This is a genomic window from Ktedonobacter sp. SOSP1-52, from assembly GCF_016587395.1.
Window position 1 is genome coordinate 2,111,633 of record NZ_BNJH01000002.1, and the last position, 17,344, is coordinate 2,128,976.

Here is a 17,344-nt window from a genome sequence, read left to right on the forward strand (position 1 = left end):
TCCTGATGGCGTTAGCGTTGTACATTGTGGTGAGGTGAAAAGCTTCCCATCTCAAACGCGGCATCAGATGTGCCGCCATCGTCGAGCCAACGCCCTATGGCCTCGGTCTCGGAGGCGTTGCCATCATCACGCCAGCGTTCCGTTACCCCAGCCTCAGAGATCACCTCTAAGAAGGGATCATCAGGACGGTAGGTTCTGGCTCTCGTTTTCCGCATCACCTGGGTTGCAGAAGCAACGCATGGTCTTCCTCGCTCCTGGTCATAGCAGTCATACACCATCTGATCAGTGCGCTTTGGGTGCGGTTTCTGCCCTGGAGGAAGGGGGGTCACCGGCGGACCGGGCTTAGATGTCGGCCATGCCGGGTAAACCCACTGCGTTGGAGCATGCCTCTCCGGCATGAGCGTCTCTACGAGGTTGCCTTGGCTTGCACTATCTTCTCTCGCAGAGGAGCTCTGTCCAGATGGAGAGACGCCTTGCGCGGTCACGACTGTTTCTGGATGCTCATCCGGTGGTGAGTCTCTCACCACCTTGAGTGGTGAATGTGTTTCTTGAATGGTGCTCATAGGAGTTGCCTTTCTTGCGAGAAACCAGAGGAGCGCTTCTTCTGCTGAAGGCATATCAACCTGGAGCAGACTCTTGAAACTGTGTTATCGAAGAGATTGTGTCGCTATCCCTTGGTGGGCTCGTTGGCGCCGGTCCTGTATTTCCCTGAACCAGAGAAGATACACTAGGAGGACGAAGAGGAGCAAGGGGAGAATGAAGAGTCGCATAATCATGTGATCCTGTATGGTTTGCCTCCAGATGCATATGCCTGAAGGAAGAGAGGAGGCACAAACGCGAGAGCGCGAACACGACCATTGTGGCAATCATGTTTGCTGAATGGAGAGAGGAACGCTCAGAACGTTAGTAGTTACGAGGGACATAGTGTGAGCGGCTTGACTCATAAAAAGCTCTATGGGCTGCTTTTAGTATACACTATTTTTGAGAAAAATACAAATATATATCTAATTTATGATATTTTGATTTCATTGCTTTTTATGAAAAATTCAACTATTAAATAGAATATCCCCAGATCCTGGGCAGGCGAATAAGATAGAATGGAACTATGAAGCGGGAAGCCTGGAGGAGGGAAACGATGTCTATTTAACGACAACGGTAGAGTTCAGAAGAAAAGACCCGGGTTGTTTACGGGTGAGAAGGAAAAAGCAATGTCACAACCTGCCATATCACAGCAAGAAGGAAAGAGTTATAGGCCCGGCCCGTTTCATTCATCGTATCAGAAGCATGAATATGACTTGAAACGTCACACAGAACGAGGCTGGCAACTGGTCTCTTGTTACAGTAGCGGGACGGGATATCTTCGGGCGTACATGGCTCACAGCGACCTATGAGCGGTGAACGAAAGAAATTAGGGATTATTCTTCATTCCTATCCCTTTGCTCAAGAACAATACTGCGGTCCTTTTGGGGCAACTCCAAAAGACGTTGCCCCAATTTGGTCGAGTGGGGAAGGTAAGATATACTACTCAACTGATTCTGTTAAGAAACAACATTGGCTTCGGATTTTTCAGCCAGGAAAACTACTCACACTTCATCATGTCTAAAAGCTGGATGTGTAAAGAGATGCGCCCTGTAGCAGAGCACGCGTATGGCACCAAAACGGTGCAGGGCCTGCTCCTTTGGGCAGCTCATTGTTGTGTTGGTAACGTGAGAGGGAGGGAATGATGGGTGAGCATCATGTGACGGTACTTGTACCTACATCAGTAAAGAGTGCCTATGCGTTCTTTACACATTTTCATGATTTCCCAAAGTATATGCATTCCGTTCGGGAGGTGACGTACTATGACACTCAACGTAGCCATTGGGTTGTACAGGTAGCAGGAAAACAAGAGTGGGATGCTGTGAATGAGAACTGGATTCCTGAGCGGCAGGTAGGCTGGAGATCAATAAAGGGGTTGCAGAATAGAGGTACGATCAAGTTTACGCCCTTAGGAGCTGAGCAGACAGTAGTAGATGTCTTCATCCACCATGACCCTCCGATGGGTATCGTTGGGAGAATGGCAGAATGGCTGGGAATAGATAGCCATTTTCAAACCGTGCTGGAAAAGGAGATGCAGAACTTCACCAGAATGGTAGAGGAGGCCCCTCAGGAAACATCGGATCCAATGTCGTCGCACTACCTGTTTCATCAAGAGAGCGCATTCACAAGAGGGGAAACGACGGAGAGACAACGGGCGGCAATGAAGGATGATCCGAAAATGTCTCCAGTGCATCTGCGAGAGAGAGAGAGAGAAAAGAGTGGCATCTGAACGAGAGGAGGAAAAGCGAGAGCACGAGGTCCAGCAAGCCGGAGCGCAACAAAAAAGGCAACAGGTGCAGGATACGGTTAGAGCGCAAGATGAGGCGTTGCAGCGACAAAAAGAGTCTAATCTGCAAGAAAAACATGCAAAGGAAGAGAGAGAAAAGAGACAGAAAGGCATCACACATGAGTCAGATCCAGTGCATGATACCATAGGGGGAAGGAACGCTTCAATGGAGCGTACTGCCTTTGGCGATCAAGATGCCAGACATGAGCGTTTTCCACAACATGACGCAGGCCCAATGACGGCACGTTCGTTGAAACCGCGGAAAGATGAAACGTCAGAGCCTGTAGCAGACGAGAAAGCTGAATCCCAGTGGAAAAATCTTATTCGAGGACGATCATTAGATGATGAGACGAGGTGAGTATGACGCCTAATGTTCAAAAGCGAAAGGATGTTAGCAGGAGTGCGCTAAGAGCCTATTGATCTCTTAGCGCACTCCTTTTAATGCCTCTTGGCGACCTGGTCAAGATGATAAAACGGCTATACGCATGGGATTTCCTTTGCTTTTCACTATGGTGGCTGTGAGGTGCCTTTTAGGGGGCGAACCTGTTCGAGCGAGCTTCAAATCGCCTTTTATGAAGTTGACCCGTGTCTGTAGATGCTCTACAGACACGGGTCAACTTCATAAAGACAAAAAGGCTTGAGTGGGCATGGAGTAAAAGAACAAAAACGGGTCATCTTGTACTCCTGAGTTTGTTAGGAGGGTGTAGAGCAAAAATAGAAGTGCTCACTCCTCTTGTCAGGCGACCTGAGCTCTGCTAGAGGGAAAACGTCAAAGAGAAAGAGAGGCAATCATGACAGAGGGTAGGACCACCTCGGGCATGCTGGATGATCAGTGCGCGCTAGAAATTCCTGTGCCAGCCTGGTTCAACGAGTACAAAGAGACATATATCGCAGGCGCTGCGCACGGCTTTATTTTGACCGGTGATATTTATGGTTTTGTGGTCAGTGGTGTGTCCCAACGTGGTTATCTGGAAAATGCACTCGCCGAAAAACGGGAGATCGTCTTGCGTTATGATCGAGCAGGTGGATTTCGCTTTACTATGGAATCTATGCGTGCCAAGGCAGTGAAGCTGGTCAACTCCCAGGGAATCGGAGCTACCGCCCCACTTTCTAAGGATAGCACAGCCATGCTAGACGAACTGAATTCTTGCTTGAATAGCCCGGGCCAGGATGCAAATTTAGGCTCAGATGGTCCCTTTGGGGGCTCGCCTGGGCTGGTCGAAGCGCTTCGTCTTCTTGAAACCCTCTTGCGTGCTCCCAAGGCCAGGGGAAAAGTGGCAGTCATCCTCGACTTTTCTGAGCTCATTTGTCCCAATGTGCAAGAAAAGGCCACTATGAGTCCCACGGATCGTGATATCCTGGGCCTCTTGCTGCGCTGGGGCCAGGATACAACGCTCGGCAAAAGCAATAATCCCATCTTTCTTTTAGTGGCTAAAATCCCTGAATTGCATGCTGATCTTCGTGCTTCTGGATCAGGATATAAAGTAATCGATGTCCCTCTGCCAACACGTGAAGACCGACTGATGTACCTACGGCGGTATCTTGCAAAGCGCGAAGAGCGTAATAAGCCTATTACGCTCCTTGATGTGAACACAGAAGAAATGGCGAATCTGACTGCTGGCTTGAACCTACGCCATTTGGAGGAGATCTTACTTTTGGCGTATCGGTTAGGAGGCGTGAGCCGTCAACTCGTCAAGTCCAGGAAAGATGCCATCATCACCAGCGAGTTTTCCGAGGTTGCAGAAATGATTGAACCACTGGAACAGGGCTTCGCTGCCCTCGGCGGCATGGACCATCTCACCAGTTGGGCAAGATCAGAGCTGATCGAACCATTAACGCGTGGGCTCGATGACGTTCCCAAAGGTGTGTTACTCGTAGGACCTCCAGGCACGGGGAAAACCTATTTCGTCAGAGCTCTAGCAAAAGAAGTGGGCTTTAACGCGGTGATGTTGCGCACAGAAAACATCTTGAGTAAATATGTCGGTGAGAGTGAAAATAAGCTGAAACGCTTCTTTGAATTTGCGCGTGCATTGACTCCCGTCCTGGTATTTTTCGACGAGTTAGATCAGTCAGATATGTCGAGCCGTGGCAGCGAAAGCAATCCAGTGGCGCGTAATCTGTTCAATCAAATGCTCCAGTTTATGAGCGATGAAACCTTACGTGGTAAGATGGTGGCGTTCTTTGCATCCAACAGACCAGATCTCATTGATCAGGCGCTCCTGCGTTTTGGTCGCATGGATGCAGTCATTCCAGTCTTACTTCCTAACGAAGAAGCACGCGCACGCATTGTCCGTGCCCAGGCAAAGGGGCAAACCATTGGCATTACAAATGAGGCCGCCACCATCATTGCCACCCGCTCGAATGATTACAGCGCGGCTGATATTGCTGCTGTTGTAGCAAAGGCCAAGAAACTTGCCCGACGTGCGCAACAAACGCAAATTGTGGGCGCAGATGCCGAACAGGCGCTCAACTATATTCGCCCGGCCACGCCTTCTATCGCTCGGTATTATACACTGCTTGCAATTGAGGCCTGTAATGATACGGAACTCCTGCCCCCTCAATGTGCCATCGAATTGGCGGATCGCCAGATGTTGCGAGCCAAGATCCGCGCAGAGAAGAATGAGCCGGCGCAATATCCTGATCGCGAGGATCGGGAGGATCGGAGTTGGTAAAGATAATAAAAAAGAGAGGAGAGACAGAGAAAAGTGCAGCTGGGTTTATCCTGATAGAAAGAGAAGTGCTAGGCAAACAGAGGACACCCAAGAGCGAACACCATGGATACCACCTTTGACACAAATTGTGCCTTCCACGAGTCACCATCCGGACAGCCGGGCTTCCCTGTTGTGGGTATTGGAGCCTCCGCCGGAGGACTGGAAGCCTTTACTCAATTGCTCAGGGGTCTGCCAGCGGCCACGGGCATGGCCTACGTCGTGATCCAACACCTGGATCCAACTCGCGCCAGTCTCTTGCCCTCTCTGCTTGCCCACATCGCACCCATGCCTGTACACGAAGCACAGAATGACATGATTCTGGAACGAGATCATGTCTATGTGATCCCCCCGCAAGCCGAATTGACACTCGAGCAAGGTACACTCAAGCTCTCTCCCAGGCTACCGGGTCTCGGACAGCCCTTCTCGATTGATGCGTTCTTCCGTTCCCTGGCACACGAATGTGGCCAGCAAGCGATCGGAGTATTGCTCTCGGGCACTGCCTCTGATGGCACCGTGGGCCTGCAGGAGATCAAGGGCGAAGGAGGCATCACCTTTGCACAGGATGAACACTCCGCTGCCTTCCCGCAGATGCCGCACAATGCCATCGCTGCCGGGTGCGTCGACCACGTACTGCCACCCGAGGGCATTGCCAGTGTACTTACCCAGTTGAGTTCTCACTCCTCTATCTCCCAGGCTCAGATTGCGGAACCGGTCGAGACACTTCAGGAAGAGGAGCAATCTCTGACCAATATTCTCCTGGTACTCAGACAACAGACAGGCGTCGATTTTCTCGCATACAAGCGAGGCACGCTCAAACGGCGCATTCTGCATCGCATGGCTGTGCTGCAAGTCGAACGCCTTGCGGAGTACGCGACCTATCTGCGCGAGTACCCTGCTGAAATAGATGCATTGTACCAGGATGTGCTGATCCCGGTCACCAGTTTTTTTCGTGATGAAGCAGCCTTTGATGCTCTCACCCACTACGCCTTTCCCGACATTGCGCAGCACCTTCCTCCAGGGGATGCCATTAGAATCTGGGTGCCGGGATGCTCCACTAGCGAAGAAGTGTACTCGCTGGTCATCTGTTTGCTTGAATTCCTGGAGAAGCACTCGTTAATGCCTCCCATTCAACTTTTTGCAACCGATATCAATCCCAGGGTACTCGAGCGCGCCAGGACGGGCGTCTATCCAGAGACCGCGCTGAGCGCGATCTCTCCCGCGCGCCTGGAGCGATTCTTCACCCCCGTTGATCGGGAAAAGGGGAGCTACCGCATTAGCCAGGCGATTCGCGAGCGGTGTATTTTTGCGCTGCACAACGTGATAAAAGATCCTCCATTCTCTCAATTGGACCTGGTGAGTTGTCGCAATGTACTCATTTATCTCGGACCGGCTTTACAACAGAAGGTGATCCAGACCTTCCATTACGCGCTGAAGCCGCATAGGTTTCTCCTGCTGGGGATCTCGGAAAACGTCGATCCCCTATCACGGCTCTTTACGCCTGTCGAGCGCCGCCAGAAACTCTATGCCAGAGAAACCAGTAAGCCCAGCTATCCCCTCGGTGTAGTAACGAGCGAGGGAGTATTATCAGCCAGCACCCCACAGGAAGGAGGTCTCCGAATGCCTGAGGAGGCGATGCCAAACGGTGATATCCAGCAAGAGGCGGATCGCTTGTTGCTAGCAAACTATGTTCCGGCCAGTGTGATCATCAATACGGAGATGGAGATCCTGCAAGTGCGCGGGCATACTGGCTCCTACCTGGAGCTGGCTCCTGGCAGGACGAGCTTGAACCTGCTCAAAATGGCCCGCGAAGATCTGAGGCTCGGCTTGCGCATGGCCATCCATGCCGCCAGAAAGGACAATCGCCCCATAACGAAAGAGGGCTTGCAGGTAGTTACCTTTGGCACGGCGAGAGAGATTCGCGTAACAGTCATCCCGCTGAAAGGTCCGCCTGTCGAGCACTACTTCCTGGTGCTCTTTGAAGATATGGCACCTACCGTGCCTACCACACCACCGCCAGGAGAGCAGACAGGCCGTGTGAGCAAGCGTGGTCCCGCAGTCAAACGCATCGCGGCCCTGGAACTGGAACTGGCTACCACGCGGGCGGAAATGCAGGAGATGCTGGAAGAGCGTGACTCTACCAACGAGGAACTGCAAGCCGCTAACGAGGAGATCCGTTCCAGCAATGAAGAACTGCAAAGTGTCAACGAAGAATTGGAAGCCTCCCAGGAAGAACTGGAAACCTCCAATCAGGAAGTGACCACCTCCAATCAGGAACTCGAGGCACGTAACGAGCAGATCAAAGTTGTCCAGGAGCGTGCTGACGCCATTGTGGAGACGGTGCGCGAACCGCTGGTGGTGCTCTCTGAGGATCTGCACGTCGAGCGCGCTAATGACGCCTTCTACCAATTCTTCAAGGTCGCCCCCTGGGAAACCGAGGGGTGTTGCCTCTACGACCTGGGAAATGCCCAGTGGAACATTCCCCGCCTGCGGATGCTGTTAGAACAGGTGTGTAACACCAACCAGTCTTTCCACGACTTTGAGGTGGAGCACATCTTTCCCCTTATCGGGCACAAGGTCATGCTGCTCAATGCTCGCCGTGTCGTGCATGAGCACAAATCGGTGAGAAGTCACCTGATTCTGCTTGCCATAGAAGATATCACTGATCGCAAAGAGTTAGAGCGGCAGAAAGATACCCTGCTTGGTCTAGCCAGTCATGAACTCAGGACCCCAATCGCAAGCGCAAAACTCACGTTACAGATGCTTCAACGACGCTTGACGAAAGCGGGAGATGAGCCGTCAGCGACCCAACTGGGAAAGATTGATGCGCACTTGAACAGGCTTACGGCTCTGCTCGATAGTTTCCTGGATACAACGGCGATTGCAACAGGGACGCTGTCGTTACACCGGGAGTTGTTTGCGATAGATGACCTGGCGCGAGAGGTCTGTGAAGAGCTCGAGCGCACAACCCCGTCCCACCGCATTTCGTTTGCGCAAGAAACCCACGCGGAGGTCTACGGGGATCGAGTGCGCACAGGGGAGGTGCTCAGTAATCTGCTGACAAACGCCATTAAATATTCTCCGTCGGCAGAACCTATTGAGGTGAGAGCTATTGGCGATGCAGACATGGTTACCGTGAGTGTGCAGGATCACGGCGAGGGTATCCCGCAGGACCTGCAGACCAGAATTTTTGAGCGTTTCTACCGTGTGAGTGATACCAAACAGAAACGGCCGCCTGGAGCGGGGCTGGGATTATATCTTGCGGCGGAAATCACGAAGCAGCAAGGAGGGCGAATCTGGATAGAAAGTGTACCAGGGGAAGGGGCAACGTTTTTCTTCACCATTCCAGGGAGCTCAGCCTCAGGAATCTGCTAACTGAAAACTCCCTATGTTAAATTACACTTACACACAAATCCTATTGAGTTAGAGAGGCAAACGAGAGAAGCGCTTCCAACCTCAGCATTCTCAGTCATCTCTAGAAGCCGGAAGAAGAGATGTGCTTGTTGTCAACATGCGTGGAGGTGCTCCTATGTGACATCACGTGTGATATCAGTGAAATGGAAGAGGCCATCAGACATACCTCCACATCCTCCATGCCTGTTTCTATAAGGGGGAAATCCCATAGAGCGAATGCCTATGGGATTCCTAATGGGGATAGACAGGGTGTGACTGCTATGCCCTTTTTCTCCAACAAAACAACCCATGGATGTCACTGAGTATATCCTCTACGCCGTGAGATTCTATACACTCAACTTCATCAAGGTCCAGAACAACAGGTGACCTGGTTAGCCCAGGAAATCGCGCCCGAGTCCTTTGAGCGTTCCGTCACGTTCCCCAAACCCATTGACAGTGAGCACATCGAAACCCAGTATATCAATAGTCTCCTCATGATTACTGCTCCTATTCATGAGTCAAACCGGCCCAAACTCATCAGTATCACGAGAAGTGAGCAGAAGCAGGTGGCAGTGGAAGCGGGGAGGTGTTAATTTCCCTTCTTCTTTTTTCTTCTCAGGCATGAGCGTGCTCGTCCTCATGCCCGAAATGCTTTTTGTCTCAGAAAGACCCGCACCACGGTTGAAAGGCGAGGAGATTTGGTTAGCGCGTTGACGCGCAAGAGAAGCGGGTGTACACTGCACTACAGGGGAACGGGGAAGAGGATGGTCCTCTTTTCGCATGTTCAGCAGAGAAGGAGCCCGACATGCCAGAAAGTAAGGAACAGATCCAGCAAGAAGCCTATGTGCAAGGCCAGCAGATGAAGCAATGGCACGACCAACAGCAGCGCGTCCTCACGCAGGAGGCCCTTGCGATTCTGGCTGCTGATTTTGCCCAGATCTCTCTCTTTAAATCCAACCAACAGGTGAGCGGAGCCGCGACTCATGAACGCGCAGGGGTCTGCATAAGAGCGTTTCTGGAGGGCTACGGTTCTGGGCTTGCCTGAGCTCTCCCCAGAGAAAGAGCTGGCATCCTCTTCAAGGATGCAAAAAAACAAGACAATAAAAGAAAGGTGGAAAGCATGGAACCAATCAGAGAACCCGAAGGAGCAGAACTGGAAACAGAGGACCTCACTATAGTGCAGATTATGCCTGCGCTGCCAGGCTGGGGTGCCGTCTGGGGCACGATAGAAGAGCCAGAACAAGGCGAACCGGGATACTTTACCGAGCCGGTCGTGTGCTGGGCCCTGGTGGAAGCAAGCGATGGGCACCGCTTTGTGGCGGCGATGGCACCAGATCTGGAAACCAGCAAGTTAAAACTCATGCTCGATAGCGGCAACTTTCTTGGGTATTCCACCCCTACCTATGCCCTCGATTGGATGAAACTTGCCTCTACCAAGCGAACGGAGAACCAGACATCCCTCCCCTAAAAGCACGGGTGAGAAGAAGGCGGGTATGCCCATGGGCATACCCGCCTTCTTCTCACCCGTGCTCAAGAAACAGCACGTTCGGTTGTCAGCGCCGATATCATCGGCCTTGACAATTGTTGATACGAGTGATCCACACCCCTTCGATCTGGTTCAGCGTTAGTATCGCCATCAATTTTTCCATTTCTCCCGTAGAACCTTTTTGAAGGTTCTGACGGGGCATAACCTGTTGGATTCTCCATCCATACGGTGAAACCAAGGAAGGAATAGGCTTAACATGCGATATGAGCACTGAAATGGGAGGACGCAGCCCTTCGCAAGGGAGACGTGGCTACGCTCTCTACTTTTTTCGTTCGTGCCGGGGGCCTCTCTGCCTCTTTCGTCTCTCCACCTGTCCTTCTTCCAGCAAGCCCATCCTCTTTTCAGGAGTGCATTTCTCACTAGCCGACGATTTGTAACTGAGTCACAATATGGGGAAAGCCATCATGGCAATTCACCAGATATCTTGCAACGGTTTCACTAGGATACGCTTTGCCTGACATGTTTGGAGATCCCTTTGATACATACTTACGAATCAGAGGATTTTTACCAGGAGAAAGGATGTAGCGGATTTCTCCGGTATATTGACGTTCCCGCACCTGAATGGTGACCTTCTCCCCAAGCGGGTACGTTCCTTCACCCATCGGTCCAAAAAGCTGGATGAGTTGTTCATCACTTCCGTCAAGCGTATAGAGTTCATAGACGCGACGCCCATTTTTAAGAGACTCAATGATGGAGACGCGCTCATCCGTTTCCATCGTCACAATCCAGAAACTGAAAAAGGTCTGTGGCTGTACAACCTCAACAGGGGTCCACATCAAGGCTTTCAGGTTTGGGCGTGCGTGAATAGCTTTGAGTGCTGCATGTTCAAAAAGCTTGATTTGAATTTGACGAAGAAGATTATCACTTGTACGCCGGCTGAGGGTCAAGAGCGAAGCAATCTCAATACTATCCACTTTTACTGAAGCCTGCATGCCAAATTGTTGCCAGTCAATAGCATCGAGCGTGATATGAAATTGTTCGCAGATGGCTGTCATCTGCTCGGCTTTGTGGCAGGCTTCTTGGTGTTCCTTGCTCCTGTTTTGAGGTGAGTAGGTCATCGGCTATGGCTCCTCTCAAGGCAGATAGGAAACCTGCCTCTTCTGGGAAGAACATTCCACGATAAAAATGAGGGGAATGCGTCTCATAGATGTCTTGATTGGAATGATCACGCCTTGGATGACCACACGCTATAGGCCACGTGTATCATGCTCTCTACGAGAAGGCTTGCGGATGGTATGGGAATCCTCAAAGCACGTCATCACCAGCAATGAGTGAGCGCAGATGGGAAGTGAAGAAAATTCGCACGATGTTCTTCCACTCCTAGTAAGTCATCTTTGGCAAGCGATTGTCAATGGTAGTATACCCGAAAACGGGTATTTTTCAAAAATTGAGCGGAGCCGTCAAAGAAAAAAATAGAGTGCAAAAGGGCAAAACATCATTTTTGTCGTTTTCCATTGTTTCCTTTTCGTCTGTGCTATACTAGAGCGGGAAATGGGGAGATCTTTCCCCAGCGATTGACAATGAGGAGACACAACGGTTCTTATCCTACACCCTCATAAAAGGCATCATGTTTTTGATGCGCACGATTGTGCCAGCGTGCTCTGGGCCTCAACAGAGCATTCCCTGCTCGTTGTACTCACCTCATAGCTCGCCCTTCTGCTCTACACTCCACAAGATAAGAGATGCGGATGCGGTAAGAGGAGGCAAAGGCAGGCTCTGCCTCTTCCTTCTTCTCTATGAGAACATGCCTATGCTCAAAGAAAGGAGCTCTCTTGTAACAGATGCGGAACATTACTCAGAATCACGATGATGTTTCTTCTTTACCCCATGACCATCCTCGCGGTACGGATGCCTCTTTTGACAACTTTCTTCACCTTCAGGCACAGTTGCTCGAACGTGCCCATGATGCAATTCTCGTTCGTGATCCTCATGATGTGATTCTCTCCTGGAATCGAGGAGCACAAGAACTCTACGGCTGGAGTGCAGAGGATGCGGTGGGGAAAACGGCCCATATCCTGCTCAAGACACGCTTCCCCCATTCACTGGAAGAAGTAACGACTCTGCTCAGCCAGGAAGGCCAATGGGAAGGCACACTGATCCATACATGTCGTGATGGACAAGAGGTGATCGTGGAAAGTCGTCAGGGACTGATTCATCATCCATCCTCAGGGCACATAACCACTATTGTAGAGATAAACCATGATATTACCCAACGTGAGCGTCTTACAGAAGAGCAGGCCATCTCTCACGCAACGGAACTGGTGCTCCGTGAAACGGTTCGGCGCATGGATGAGTTTATTGGTATTACTGGACATGAACTACAGACTCCCATGACCACCATTAAGGGGAACCTTCAGCTTGTGAGTCGACGCCTCGCGCAATTGAGCGAGAATGCCGCGCCGTATCCTGAACTCCACGCTACAATCAGTTCGATGCAAACCGCCCTTGAGCGCGTGGAGCGGCAGGTACGGGTGCAGAGTCGGCTAGTGAATGATCTTCTTGATATCTCACGTCTTCAAGCCAATGGCTTAGAACTTCATCTTGCTCCCTGCAACGTGATCACGATTGTACGCGAAGCAGTTGATGACCAACGTACCATTGCTCCAATGCGCACCATTTCCTTACAGACCATAGAAGAAGAGCTGCCAATCCACGCGGATGCGGATCGCATAGGGCAAGTCATTACCAATTATCTCTCGAATGCACTCAAATATTCGATTGCCAGCCAACCTGTGGTGATTGCGGTCACGAAAGAAGGGCATCGGGTGCGCGTCGCTGTAACTGATAGGGGACAGGGGCTTACACCGCAACAGCAAAAACAGATCTGGGAACGCTTCTATCGTGCTGAAGGAATTACCGTCCAAAGTGGAACAGGTGTCAATCTTGGCCTGGGTTTGTATATTTGCGGACAGCTTATTCAACGACAGGGAGGGGAAGTGGGGGTGGAGAGTTCCCCTGGACAAGGCTCCACGTTCTGGTTCACCCTTCCCCTAGTTGAGAGAGCGAACTCCTGACGTGATGCGATAGCATAGCTTTTCCCAGAGGAAAGGGAACGCTTCTCCCCTGGCGGCTGCTGAGGCATGAGTTGGACTTTCAGCCGCTGGCCCCCTTTCTCTCCCGCTCGAAGAAGCCCATTCGCCCTCACCCATCTTCGCGGAAGTCAGGTAGAGCTGTATACGTCGAAGAGATGAACCCAAAAAAGGGACGGGACCGAACGTTGACAGCAATCGTGCAGAAATGCTACACTTGCTCTATTCCTGCAGAGTATCGGTGTATAGGCTCTCTGTTTGGGATGCAAGACCTTGCTGCCGACAGACAATGGAGGTATTTCCTTGCTGCTCCTGAGAGAGAAGCATACAAGAAACGCTTCCAGGCACGCAAGCAATTGCCAAAATCCATCTCTACGGAGGAAGGCAAAACACGTGACGCGGAGATGGAAACGTGTGTGATGAACACAACAAAAGAACATCGGGCGCAAAGCGCCTATTGTTTTTGGGTGGAGTATTGCGTGTTTCCCAACAGGGCAACACTACTGATAGGTCTCACTCGCATCTCTCGTTACTTGTATGCATAAAAGCGTTTGGTATGAATAACGACAGACACTCATCCCAATTCACACAGGTCTCTCTGGTTTCCCACACCTCGCTTTCCGCGCAGGATGACGTTCTCCTCATCAACGCTAGTCAACACCGTAATCAAGAAGCATTTGCACTCCTTGTGCGCAAATATCAACGCCCTATCTTCATGCTCGCTTTACATATCCTGCAAAACGATAAGGAAGCCGATAGCATCACGCAGGAAATGTTCCTGGCCGCATGGAAGGCGCTCCCCTCGTTCCCAAAAGACGCTCCATTTTCTCTCTGGCTCTCGCGTCTGACCTATCAACGGTGCATGCAACAGCGGAAACAGCAGACATCAGAAAAGAGGGAGCACGCAACGCTGCACGCTGTACCTCGACGGGAAAGTCAGCATCAGCAGACCATGGTCGCAGGAGGAGATCTGTCCAAACTGCCGACCATTTCTCGCGTGGTTTTGATCCTGCGCTATCTTCAAGAATTGACCTATGAAGAAATGGCCCTGGTTCTCACCCTTCCAGTCCACACCGTTAAGGGCCACCTATTTGGGGCGAGAAATCTCCTGAAAGAACAAAGGCAGGCTCGTCAACAAGGCGAGGATTGAAGCGAAGTCGAGAGCGATCAGAGCATCGAGCGTTACCACTCTAAGCAACGCATTGATGACGAATCCAACGGACGGGGCATTGTCAAATGAGTGATTGAGTGAGAGCATAGGGCTGAGAAAAAGCTTGTCAGGTGAACAATTGCAGGTGAGAACTGAGGAAAGAGGCCCTGTTATACAACCTTCTGTCCAACGGTGATCTCGCTGCAGCTTTCAAATTGTCTCGCATGAGGGCACAATAGTTCAAGGCCTTGAGACGATGCCTTTTGGATCGAAAATGATCCGAGATGAGTCCAAAGGCCGAGAAGAAGCATTGCGCTACCAGGTGATGTGAATCGGCGCGTGGTTTGTTCGCGTTGTCGGGTGGGTTGATGCGAAGTTTCTGCTCGATTGTTGAGGTCTTTGTGTTGGCAATGCTCGACGCTGGGCATGATGTCTTTCTTGGCGGCAGCATAGCTGGCCAGTTTACTGGTGATAAGCACATGTGAAACATGTTCCAGACCTTTGAGGAAAAGGGTGATGGCGACTTTGCAACAGCCCTGGGTCTGAGAGGTGCAGGGCTTTCCAATTCTAATAAACCACACATTGTCCAGTAAGAACGAGATCAAGAGCTTGATCAATATGGGCATCAAAGTAGCGCATCTGGCGAGCGACATTGCGGACCCCCACGCGATCCATGAGACTCAAGACGGTGCTATTGAGCTGGGCCAGCAGACTGGGAACCACTCCTGTACGCGTTTGACAACCATCTTCGCCTAAGGTCACATCACGTCGATGATGGAGGCAATTTTCAACGGCCCAATGGGCTCTGATAAGTTCAAGCATGCATGTGGGAGGCGCTTGGTATATCGAGAGACTGCTCAACCCATAGACCACCTCGTGACGGATCTTTCCCGACTTGAGAATGCGCGTGGTTCTTTCCAGCCGAAAGACTTGCTCGATGCCCTCCCAATCTTTGCTAAACCAGTCGTTAAGATCAGGGCTACAAAGAATTTGGCGATGTTCCAAGCGCCCATGCCCTTTGTTCCAGGTTTCTGCCTGCTTCCAGCGCCGTCGATCAGGAGAAGGATCCTCAAAGAAGGCAACAATATCCTCTCGCAGCGTTGGCTGATTGTCCTTGGCAATCAAGATGTAGTCTCCACTCAAACGAAGGACCTGCGCGCACAGTTGCCGTTGAGTATGCATAGCATCAAGGGTGAGAATGCGCCCACGCACCCATGAAGGTGCAAATAAGGGCTTGAGGGCACTGATCTCATTTTCCTTGTCTTGCACATTGCAATGCCAAAGCACGGTGCCAGTCTGCACCTCATAGCAACTGAGTTGATGAACCGGGTGAGCCTCTTTGCTTGTGGCCCGCAGGGCTTTGCCATCAACAGCGACCTGAGCATGTTTGGCTTGGATGCCTGGCGTCAGCAGGCGACTGGGTTCCTCTCCACACCGGGCCTGGGCTTCCCAACGGGTGAAAAAGGCAGAAAGAAGCTCATCGAGATGCTTGCTGTCTACTCTGGCAAGGACATTGCAATAGGTCATCTGGCATGGCATCTGCTGGCGGGAGAGCCCAAAGCGCTGTGCTAAAGGCACTCGATGATGACGAACCCACTCGGTTGCTGCACTCAGGGTCTTTTGCCCTGCTAGTTTGGCAAGCACAAGCAGAGAAAGAACCAAGGCCAATTCGTATCGTTTTCCTTGTTTTCGTCTCGTATCTGAGAGGGCTCGCAAGCTCTGGTACAACGAATTGACGGGAAGCGTTTCTGGGTCGTGTTCGGCTCGTTTTGCGAGCATGAATGTGGTATAGTCCATGCAGAGTTTTCCTTGAGATGTGATTTGGTTTTGTATTCTACAAGGAAAACTCTTCTTTTTCACCTCCTTTGTGAGAATTGGAAAGCCCTGCTGAGAGGTAGCTACTCTCGCAGAAACGGAGAAAATGTGCTATACTAAATAGATGCTGTATGGTGCTTTGTTGCTCCGAGTAAACTGACTGAGGTGATGGTGCGCAATACAGAAGTTTACCTATTCACTCCGCATAGCGGAGAATGAGAAAGAGAGTTCCTTTTGACTGACCAGATACTGTATTGTCGCGATTGCAACCAGGAGTTTACCTTCACCATAGGCGAGCAAGAATTTTATGCGAGCCGTGGACTGACGAATACCCCAAGCCGTTGCCCTGAGTGCCGGGCAGCCCGCAAACAAGCAAACGGAGGCTCACGTGGTGGCTTCCAGCAGCGCGAAGCACGCCAAATGTATACCGCTACCTGCGCAAGTTGTGGAAACGAAGCCACTGTTCCTTTCCAGCCACGAGATGACCGTCCCGTCTATTGCCGGGATTGTTATCAGCCCCGTGAAACGTCATATTCCACCAACAACCGATCGAGCTGGTAACGCCGATGTGCCAGATTATTGTCAACCCGGATAGACCATTTGAAGTTGCGGTGAAACAATTTAGCCGCAGCGTACAAAATGCGGGCATTCTGGCTGAGGCTCGCCGTCGTCGTCACTATGAGACACCCCAGGCTCGACGGAAGCGCAAAGCAGAGGCACAACGCCGAAGACAAAAACGATCTCGCTTCTAGCCACAAGTCGGTTGAACCCATAAAGACATCCTCAAAGATGGTGTGCTTACATGGAGAAGCACACCATCTTTTCAAGAACAGGCGGGTGAGAATAGGCATATGAGGGTGGGATAGGCGTACTCAGTCTACTGTACTTTCTCCCTCGTTTTCTTCAGGAGAGGCTATGTGCCTATGAACAGAATACCAACAGGTCAACTCGTTTGGAGTCTCAGGCGATGTACCACCACCACTGGTGGAGAAGACTGGGATCGCGTCTGTGAGCGATGCAAACAGGTCATCCCTGTCTTCGAGCATGAACACCGGGATGAGCAAGGACGCCCTTCTTTCAGTTACCTTTGTGAGGGATGTGCGCAGAAAAAGCTGGCGGAATGGTTGCAATGTCAGCACAGCCCTGATTATGTAAGTTTCAGCACGGTGACGGACTTTGATCTGGCGACCGTCTATTACGAGCCAAAGAATGAAGGCGAGACCTTCACTCTGACTCGCTGGAGTCCAGAGCAACGGCGAAGAAGGTTACAATGAGAGGCATAACGTATCCTCTCCCTCTCTCTGGCGTTCATTGGAGTTGCCCCATTCGGTGGAAACC

17 protein-coding genes are annotated in these 17,344 nt (G+C 51.3%); 13 read left to right on the top strand and 4 right to left on the bottom strand.

From position 1 onward, the window contains the following. Positions 1-11: 11 nt before the first annotated feature. A complete protein-coding gene (locus JMJ16_RS24525; protein WP_201385752.1) occupies positions 12-563 on the bottom strand; it encodes a hypothetical protein in 552 nt (183 codons plus the stop codon). Between the two features lie 1,157 nt (positions 564-1,720). Here JMJ16_RS24525 and JMJ16_RS24530 point away from each other — a divergent pair. The 8 genes from JMJ16_RS24530 (at position 1,721) to JMJ16_RS56100 (ending at position 10,094) form a co-directional block, all read left to right on the top strand. Beyond that, complete coding sequence (locus tag JMJ16_RS24530; protein ID WP_201385754.1) at positions 1,721-2,308, top strand: SRPBCC family protein; 588 nt, start codon at positions 1,721-1,723, stop codon at positions 2,306-2,308. Between the two features lie 64 nt (positions 2,309-2,372). After that, positions 2,373-2,723: a hypothetical protein gene (locus JMJ16_RS24535; protein WP_201385755.1), complete on the top strand. Its 351-nt coding sequence runs from the start codon at positions 2,373-2,375 to the stop codon at positions 2,721-2,723. A gap of 433 nt (positions 2,724-3,156) precedes the next feature. Next, positions 3,157-5,037, top strand: a complete 1,881-nt coding sequence (locus JMJ16_RS24540) for an ATP-binding protein (protein ID WP_201385756.1) — start codon at positions 3,157-3,159, stop codon at positions 5,035-5,037. A gap of 102 nt (positions 5,038-5,139) precedes the next feature. Next, a complete protein-coding gene (locus tag JMJ16_RS24545) occupies positions 5,140-8,448 on the top strand; it encodes a chemotaxis protein CheB (protein ID WP_201385758.1) in 3,309 nt (1,102 codons plus the stop codon). 362 nt (positions 8,449-8,810) lie between these two features. Continuing rightward, a complete protein-coding gene (locus tag JMJ16_RS24550) occupies positions 8,811-9,059 on the top strand; it encodes an Hsp20/alpha crystallin family protein (protein ID WP_255553244.1) in 249 nt (82 codons plus the stop codon). Between the two features lie 212 nt (positions 9,060-9,271). After that, positions 9,272-9,511: a hypothetical protein gene (locus JMJ16_RS24555; protein WP_201385767.1), complete on the top strand. Its 240-nt coding sequence runs from the start codon at positions 9,272-9,274 to the stop codon at positions 9,509-9,511. A 75-nt stretch (positions 9,512-9,586) separates the two neighbouring features. Beyond that, on the top strand, positions 9,587-9,934 hold the full coding sequence (locus tag JMJ16_RS24560) for a hypothetical protein (protein WP_201385768.1): 348 nt from the start codon (positions 9,587-9,589) through the stop codon (positions 9,932-9,934). A gap of 25 nt (positions 9,935-9,959) precedes the next feature. Continuing rightward, positions 9,960-10,094 (top strand): hypothetical protein, encoded by a 135-nt coding sequence (locus tag JMJ16_RS56100; protein ID WP_255553233.1) that lies wholly within the window; start codon positions 9,960-9,962, stop codon positions 10,092-10,094. A gap of 277 nt (positions 10,095-10,371) precedes the next feature. On the opposite strand, the gene JMJ16_RS24565 is transcribed toward JMJ16_RS56100, so the two are convergent. Beyond that, positions 10,372-11,070 carry a hypothetical protein gene (locus tag JMJ16_RS24565; RefSeq protein ID WP_201385769.1) on the bottom strand — a complete coding sequence of 233 codons (699 nt, stop codon included), beginning with the start codon at positions 11,068-11,070 and terminating at the stop codon, positions 10,372-10,374. A gap of 723 nt (positions 11,071-11,793) precedes the next feature. Between JMJ16_RS24565 and JMJ16_RS24570 the strand changes: the two genes are divergently transcribed. Both JMJ16_RS24570 and JMJ16_RS24575 read left to right on the top strand, forming a co-directional pair. Continuing rightward, positions 11,794-13,026 (top strand): PAS domain-containing sensor histidine kinase, encoded by a 1,233-nt coding sequence (locus JMJ16_RS24570; RefSeq protein ID WP_201385770.1) that lies wholly within the window; start codon positions 11,794-11,796, stop codon positions 13,024-13,026. A 571-nt stretch (positions 13,027-13,597) separates the two neighbouring features. Then, complete coding sequence (locus tag JMJ16_RS24575; RefSeq protein ID WP_201385771.1) at positions 13,598-14,191, top strand: RNA polymerase sigma factor; 594 nt, start codon at positions 13,598-13,600, stop codon at positions 14,189-14,191. A 170-nt stretch (positions 14,192-14,361) separates the two neighbouring features. Here JMJ16_RS24575 and JMJ16_RS57240 read toward each other — a convergent pair whose 3' ends face one another. Together JMJ16_RS57240 and JMJ16_RS24585 are read right to left on the bottom strand one after the other, a co-directional pair. After that, positions 14,362-14,844, bottom strand: coding sequence for a DDE-type integrase/transposase/recombinase (locus tag JMJ16_RS57240; protein WP_374229065.1), 483 nt, complete (start codon positions 14,842-14,844; stop codon positions 14,362-14,364). Next, on the bottom strand, positions 14,759-15,988 hold the full coding sequence (locus JMJ16_RS24585) for an ISAs1 family transposase (protein ID WP_201377602.1): 1,230 nt from the start codon (positions 15,986-15,988) through the stop codon (positions 14,759-14,761). The genes JMJ16_RS57240 and JMJ16_RS24585 overlap by 86 nt, the downstream gene beginning before the upstream one ends. Positions 15,989-16,240: 252 nt before the next feature. Here JMJ16_RS24585 and JMJ16_RS24590 point away from each other — a divergent pair, with 252 nt between their 5' ends. From JMJ16_RS24590 to JMJ16_RS24600, 3 genes are all read left to right on the top strand, one after another. Then, the gene (locus tag JMJ16_RS24590) at positions 16,241-16,567 is read left to right on the top strand and encodes a zinc-ribbon domain containing protein (RefSeq protein WP_201385776.1); all 327 of its coding nucleotides are present in this window, start codon (positions 16,241-16,243) and stop codon (positions 16,565-16,567) included. A gap of 5 nt (positions 16,568-16,572) precedes the next feature. Continuing rightward, entirely contained in the window at positions 16,573-16,758 is a 186-nt protein-coding gene (rpsU, locus tag JMJ16_RS24595; RefSeq protein WP_201382855.1) for a 30S ribosomal protein S21, read from the top strand. Between the two features lie 171 nt (positions 16,759-16,929). Then, a complete protein-coding gene (locus JMJ16_RS24600; protein WP_201372474.1) occupies positions 16,930-17,280 on the top strand; it encodes a hypothetical protein in 351 nt (116 codons plus the stop codon). Positions 17,281-17,344: the final 64 nt, after the last annotated feature.

Excerpts from the sequence above, each read along its gene's own strand:
- JMJ16_RS24525 (WP_201385752.1), bottom strand. The coding sequence starts at position 563 with ATGAGCACCATTCAAGAAACACATTCACCACTCAAGGTGGTGAGAGAC.
- JMJ16_RS24530 (WP_201385754.1), top strand. The coding sequence starts at position 1,721 with ATGATGGGTGAGCATCATGTGACGGTACTTGTACCTACATCAGTAAAG.
- JMJ16_RS24540 (WP_201385756.1), top strand. The coding sequence starts at position 3,157 with ATGACAGAGGGTAGGACCACCTCGGGCATGCTGGATGATCAGTGCGCG.
- JMJ16_RS24545 (WP_201385758.1), top strand. The coding sequence starts at position 5,140 with ATGGATACCACCTTTGACACAAATTGTGCCTTCCACGAGTCACCATCC.
- JMJ16_RS24555 (WP_201385767.1), top strand. The coding sequence starts at position 9,272 with ATGCCAGAAAGTAAGGAACAGATCCAGCAAGAAGCCTATGTGCAAGGC.
- JMJ16_RS24560 (WP_201385768.1), top strand. The coding sequence starts at position 9,587 with ATGGAACCAATCAGAGAACCCGAAGGAGCAGAACTGGAAACAGAGGAC.
- JMJ16_RS56100 (WP_255553233.1), top strand. The coding sequence starts at position 9,960 with ATGCCCATGGGCATACCCGCCTTCTTCTCACCCGTGCTCAAGAAACAG.
- JMJ16_RS24565 (WP_201385769.1), bottom strand. The coding sequence starts at position 11,070 with ATGACCTACTCACCTCAAAACAGGAGCAAGGAACACCAAGAAGCCTGC.
- JMJ16_RS24570 (WP_201385770.1), top strand. The coding sequence starts at position 11,794 with ATGCGGAACATTACTCAGAATCACGATGATGTTTCTTCTTTACCCCAT.
- JMJ16_RS24575 (WP_201385771.1), top strand. The coding sequence starts at position 13,598 with ATGAATAACGACAGACACTCATCCCAATTCACACAGGTCTCTCTGGTT.
- JMJ16_RS57240 (WP_374229065.1), bottom strand. The coding sequence starts at position 14,844 with ATGTCGCTCGCCAGATGCGCTACTTTGATGCCCATATTGATCAAGCTC.
- JMJ16_RS24585 (WP_201377602.1), bottom strand. The coding sequence starts at position 15,988 with ATGGACTATACCACATTCATGCTCGCAAAACGAGCCGAACACGACCCA.
- rpsU (WP_201382855.1), top strand. The coding sequence starts at position 16,573 with ATGTGCCAGATTATTGTCAACCCGGATAGACCATTTGAAGTTGCGGTG.
- JMJ16_RS24600 (WP_201372474.1), top strand. The coding sequence starts at position 16,930 with ATGAACAGAATACCAACAGGTCAACTCGTTTGGAGTCTCAGGCGATGT.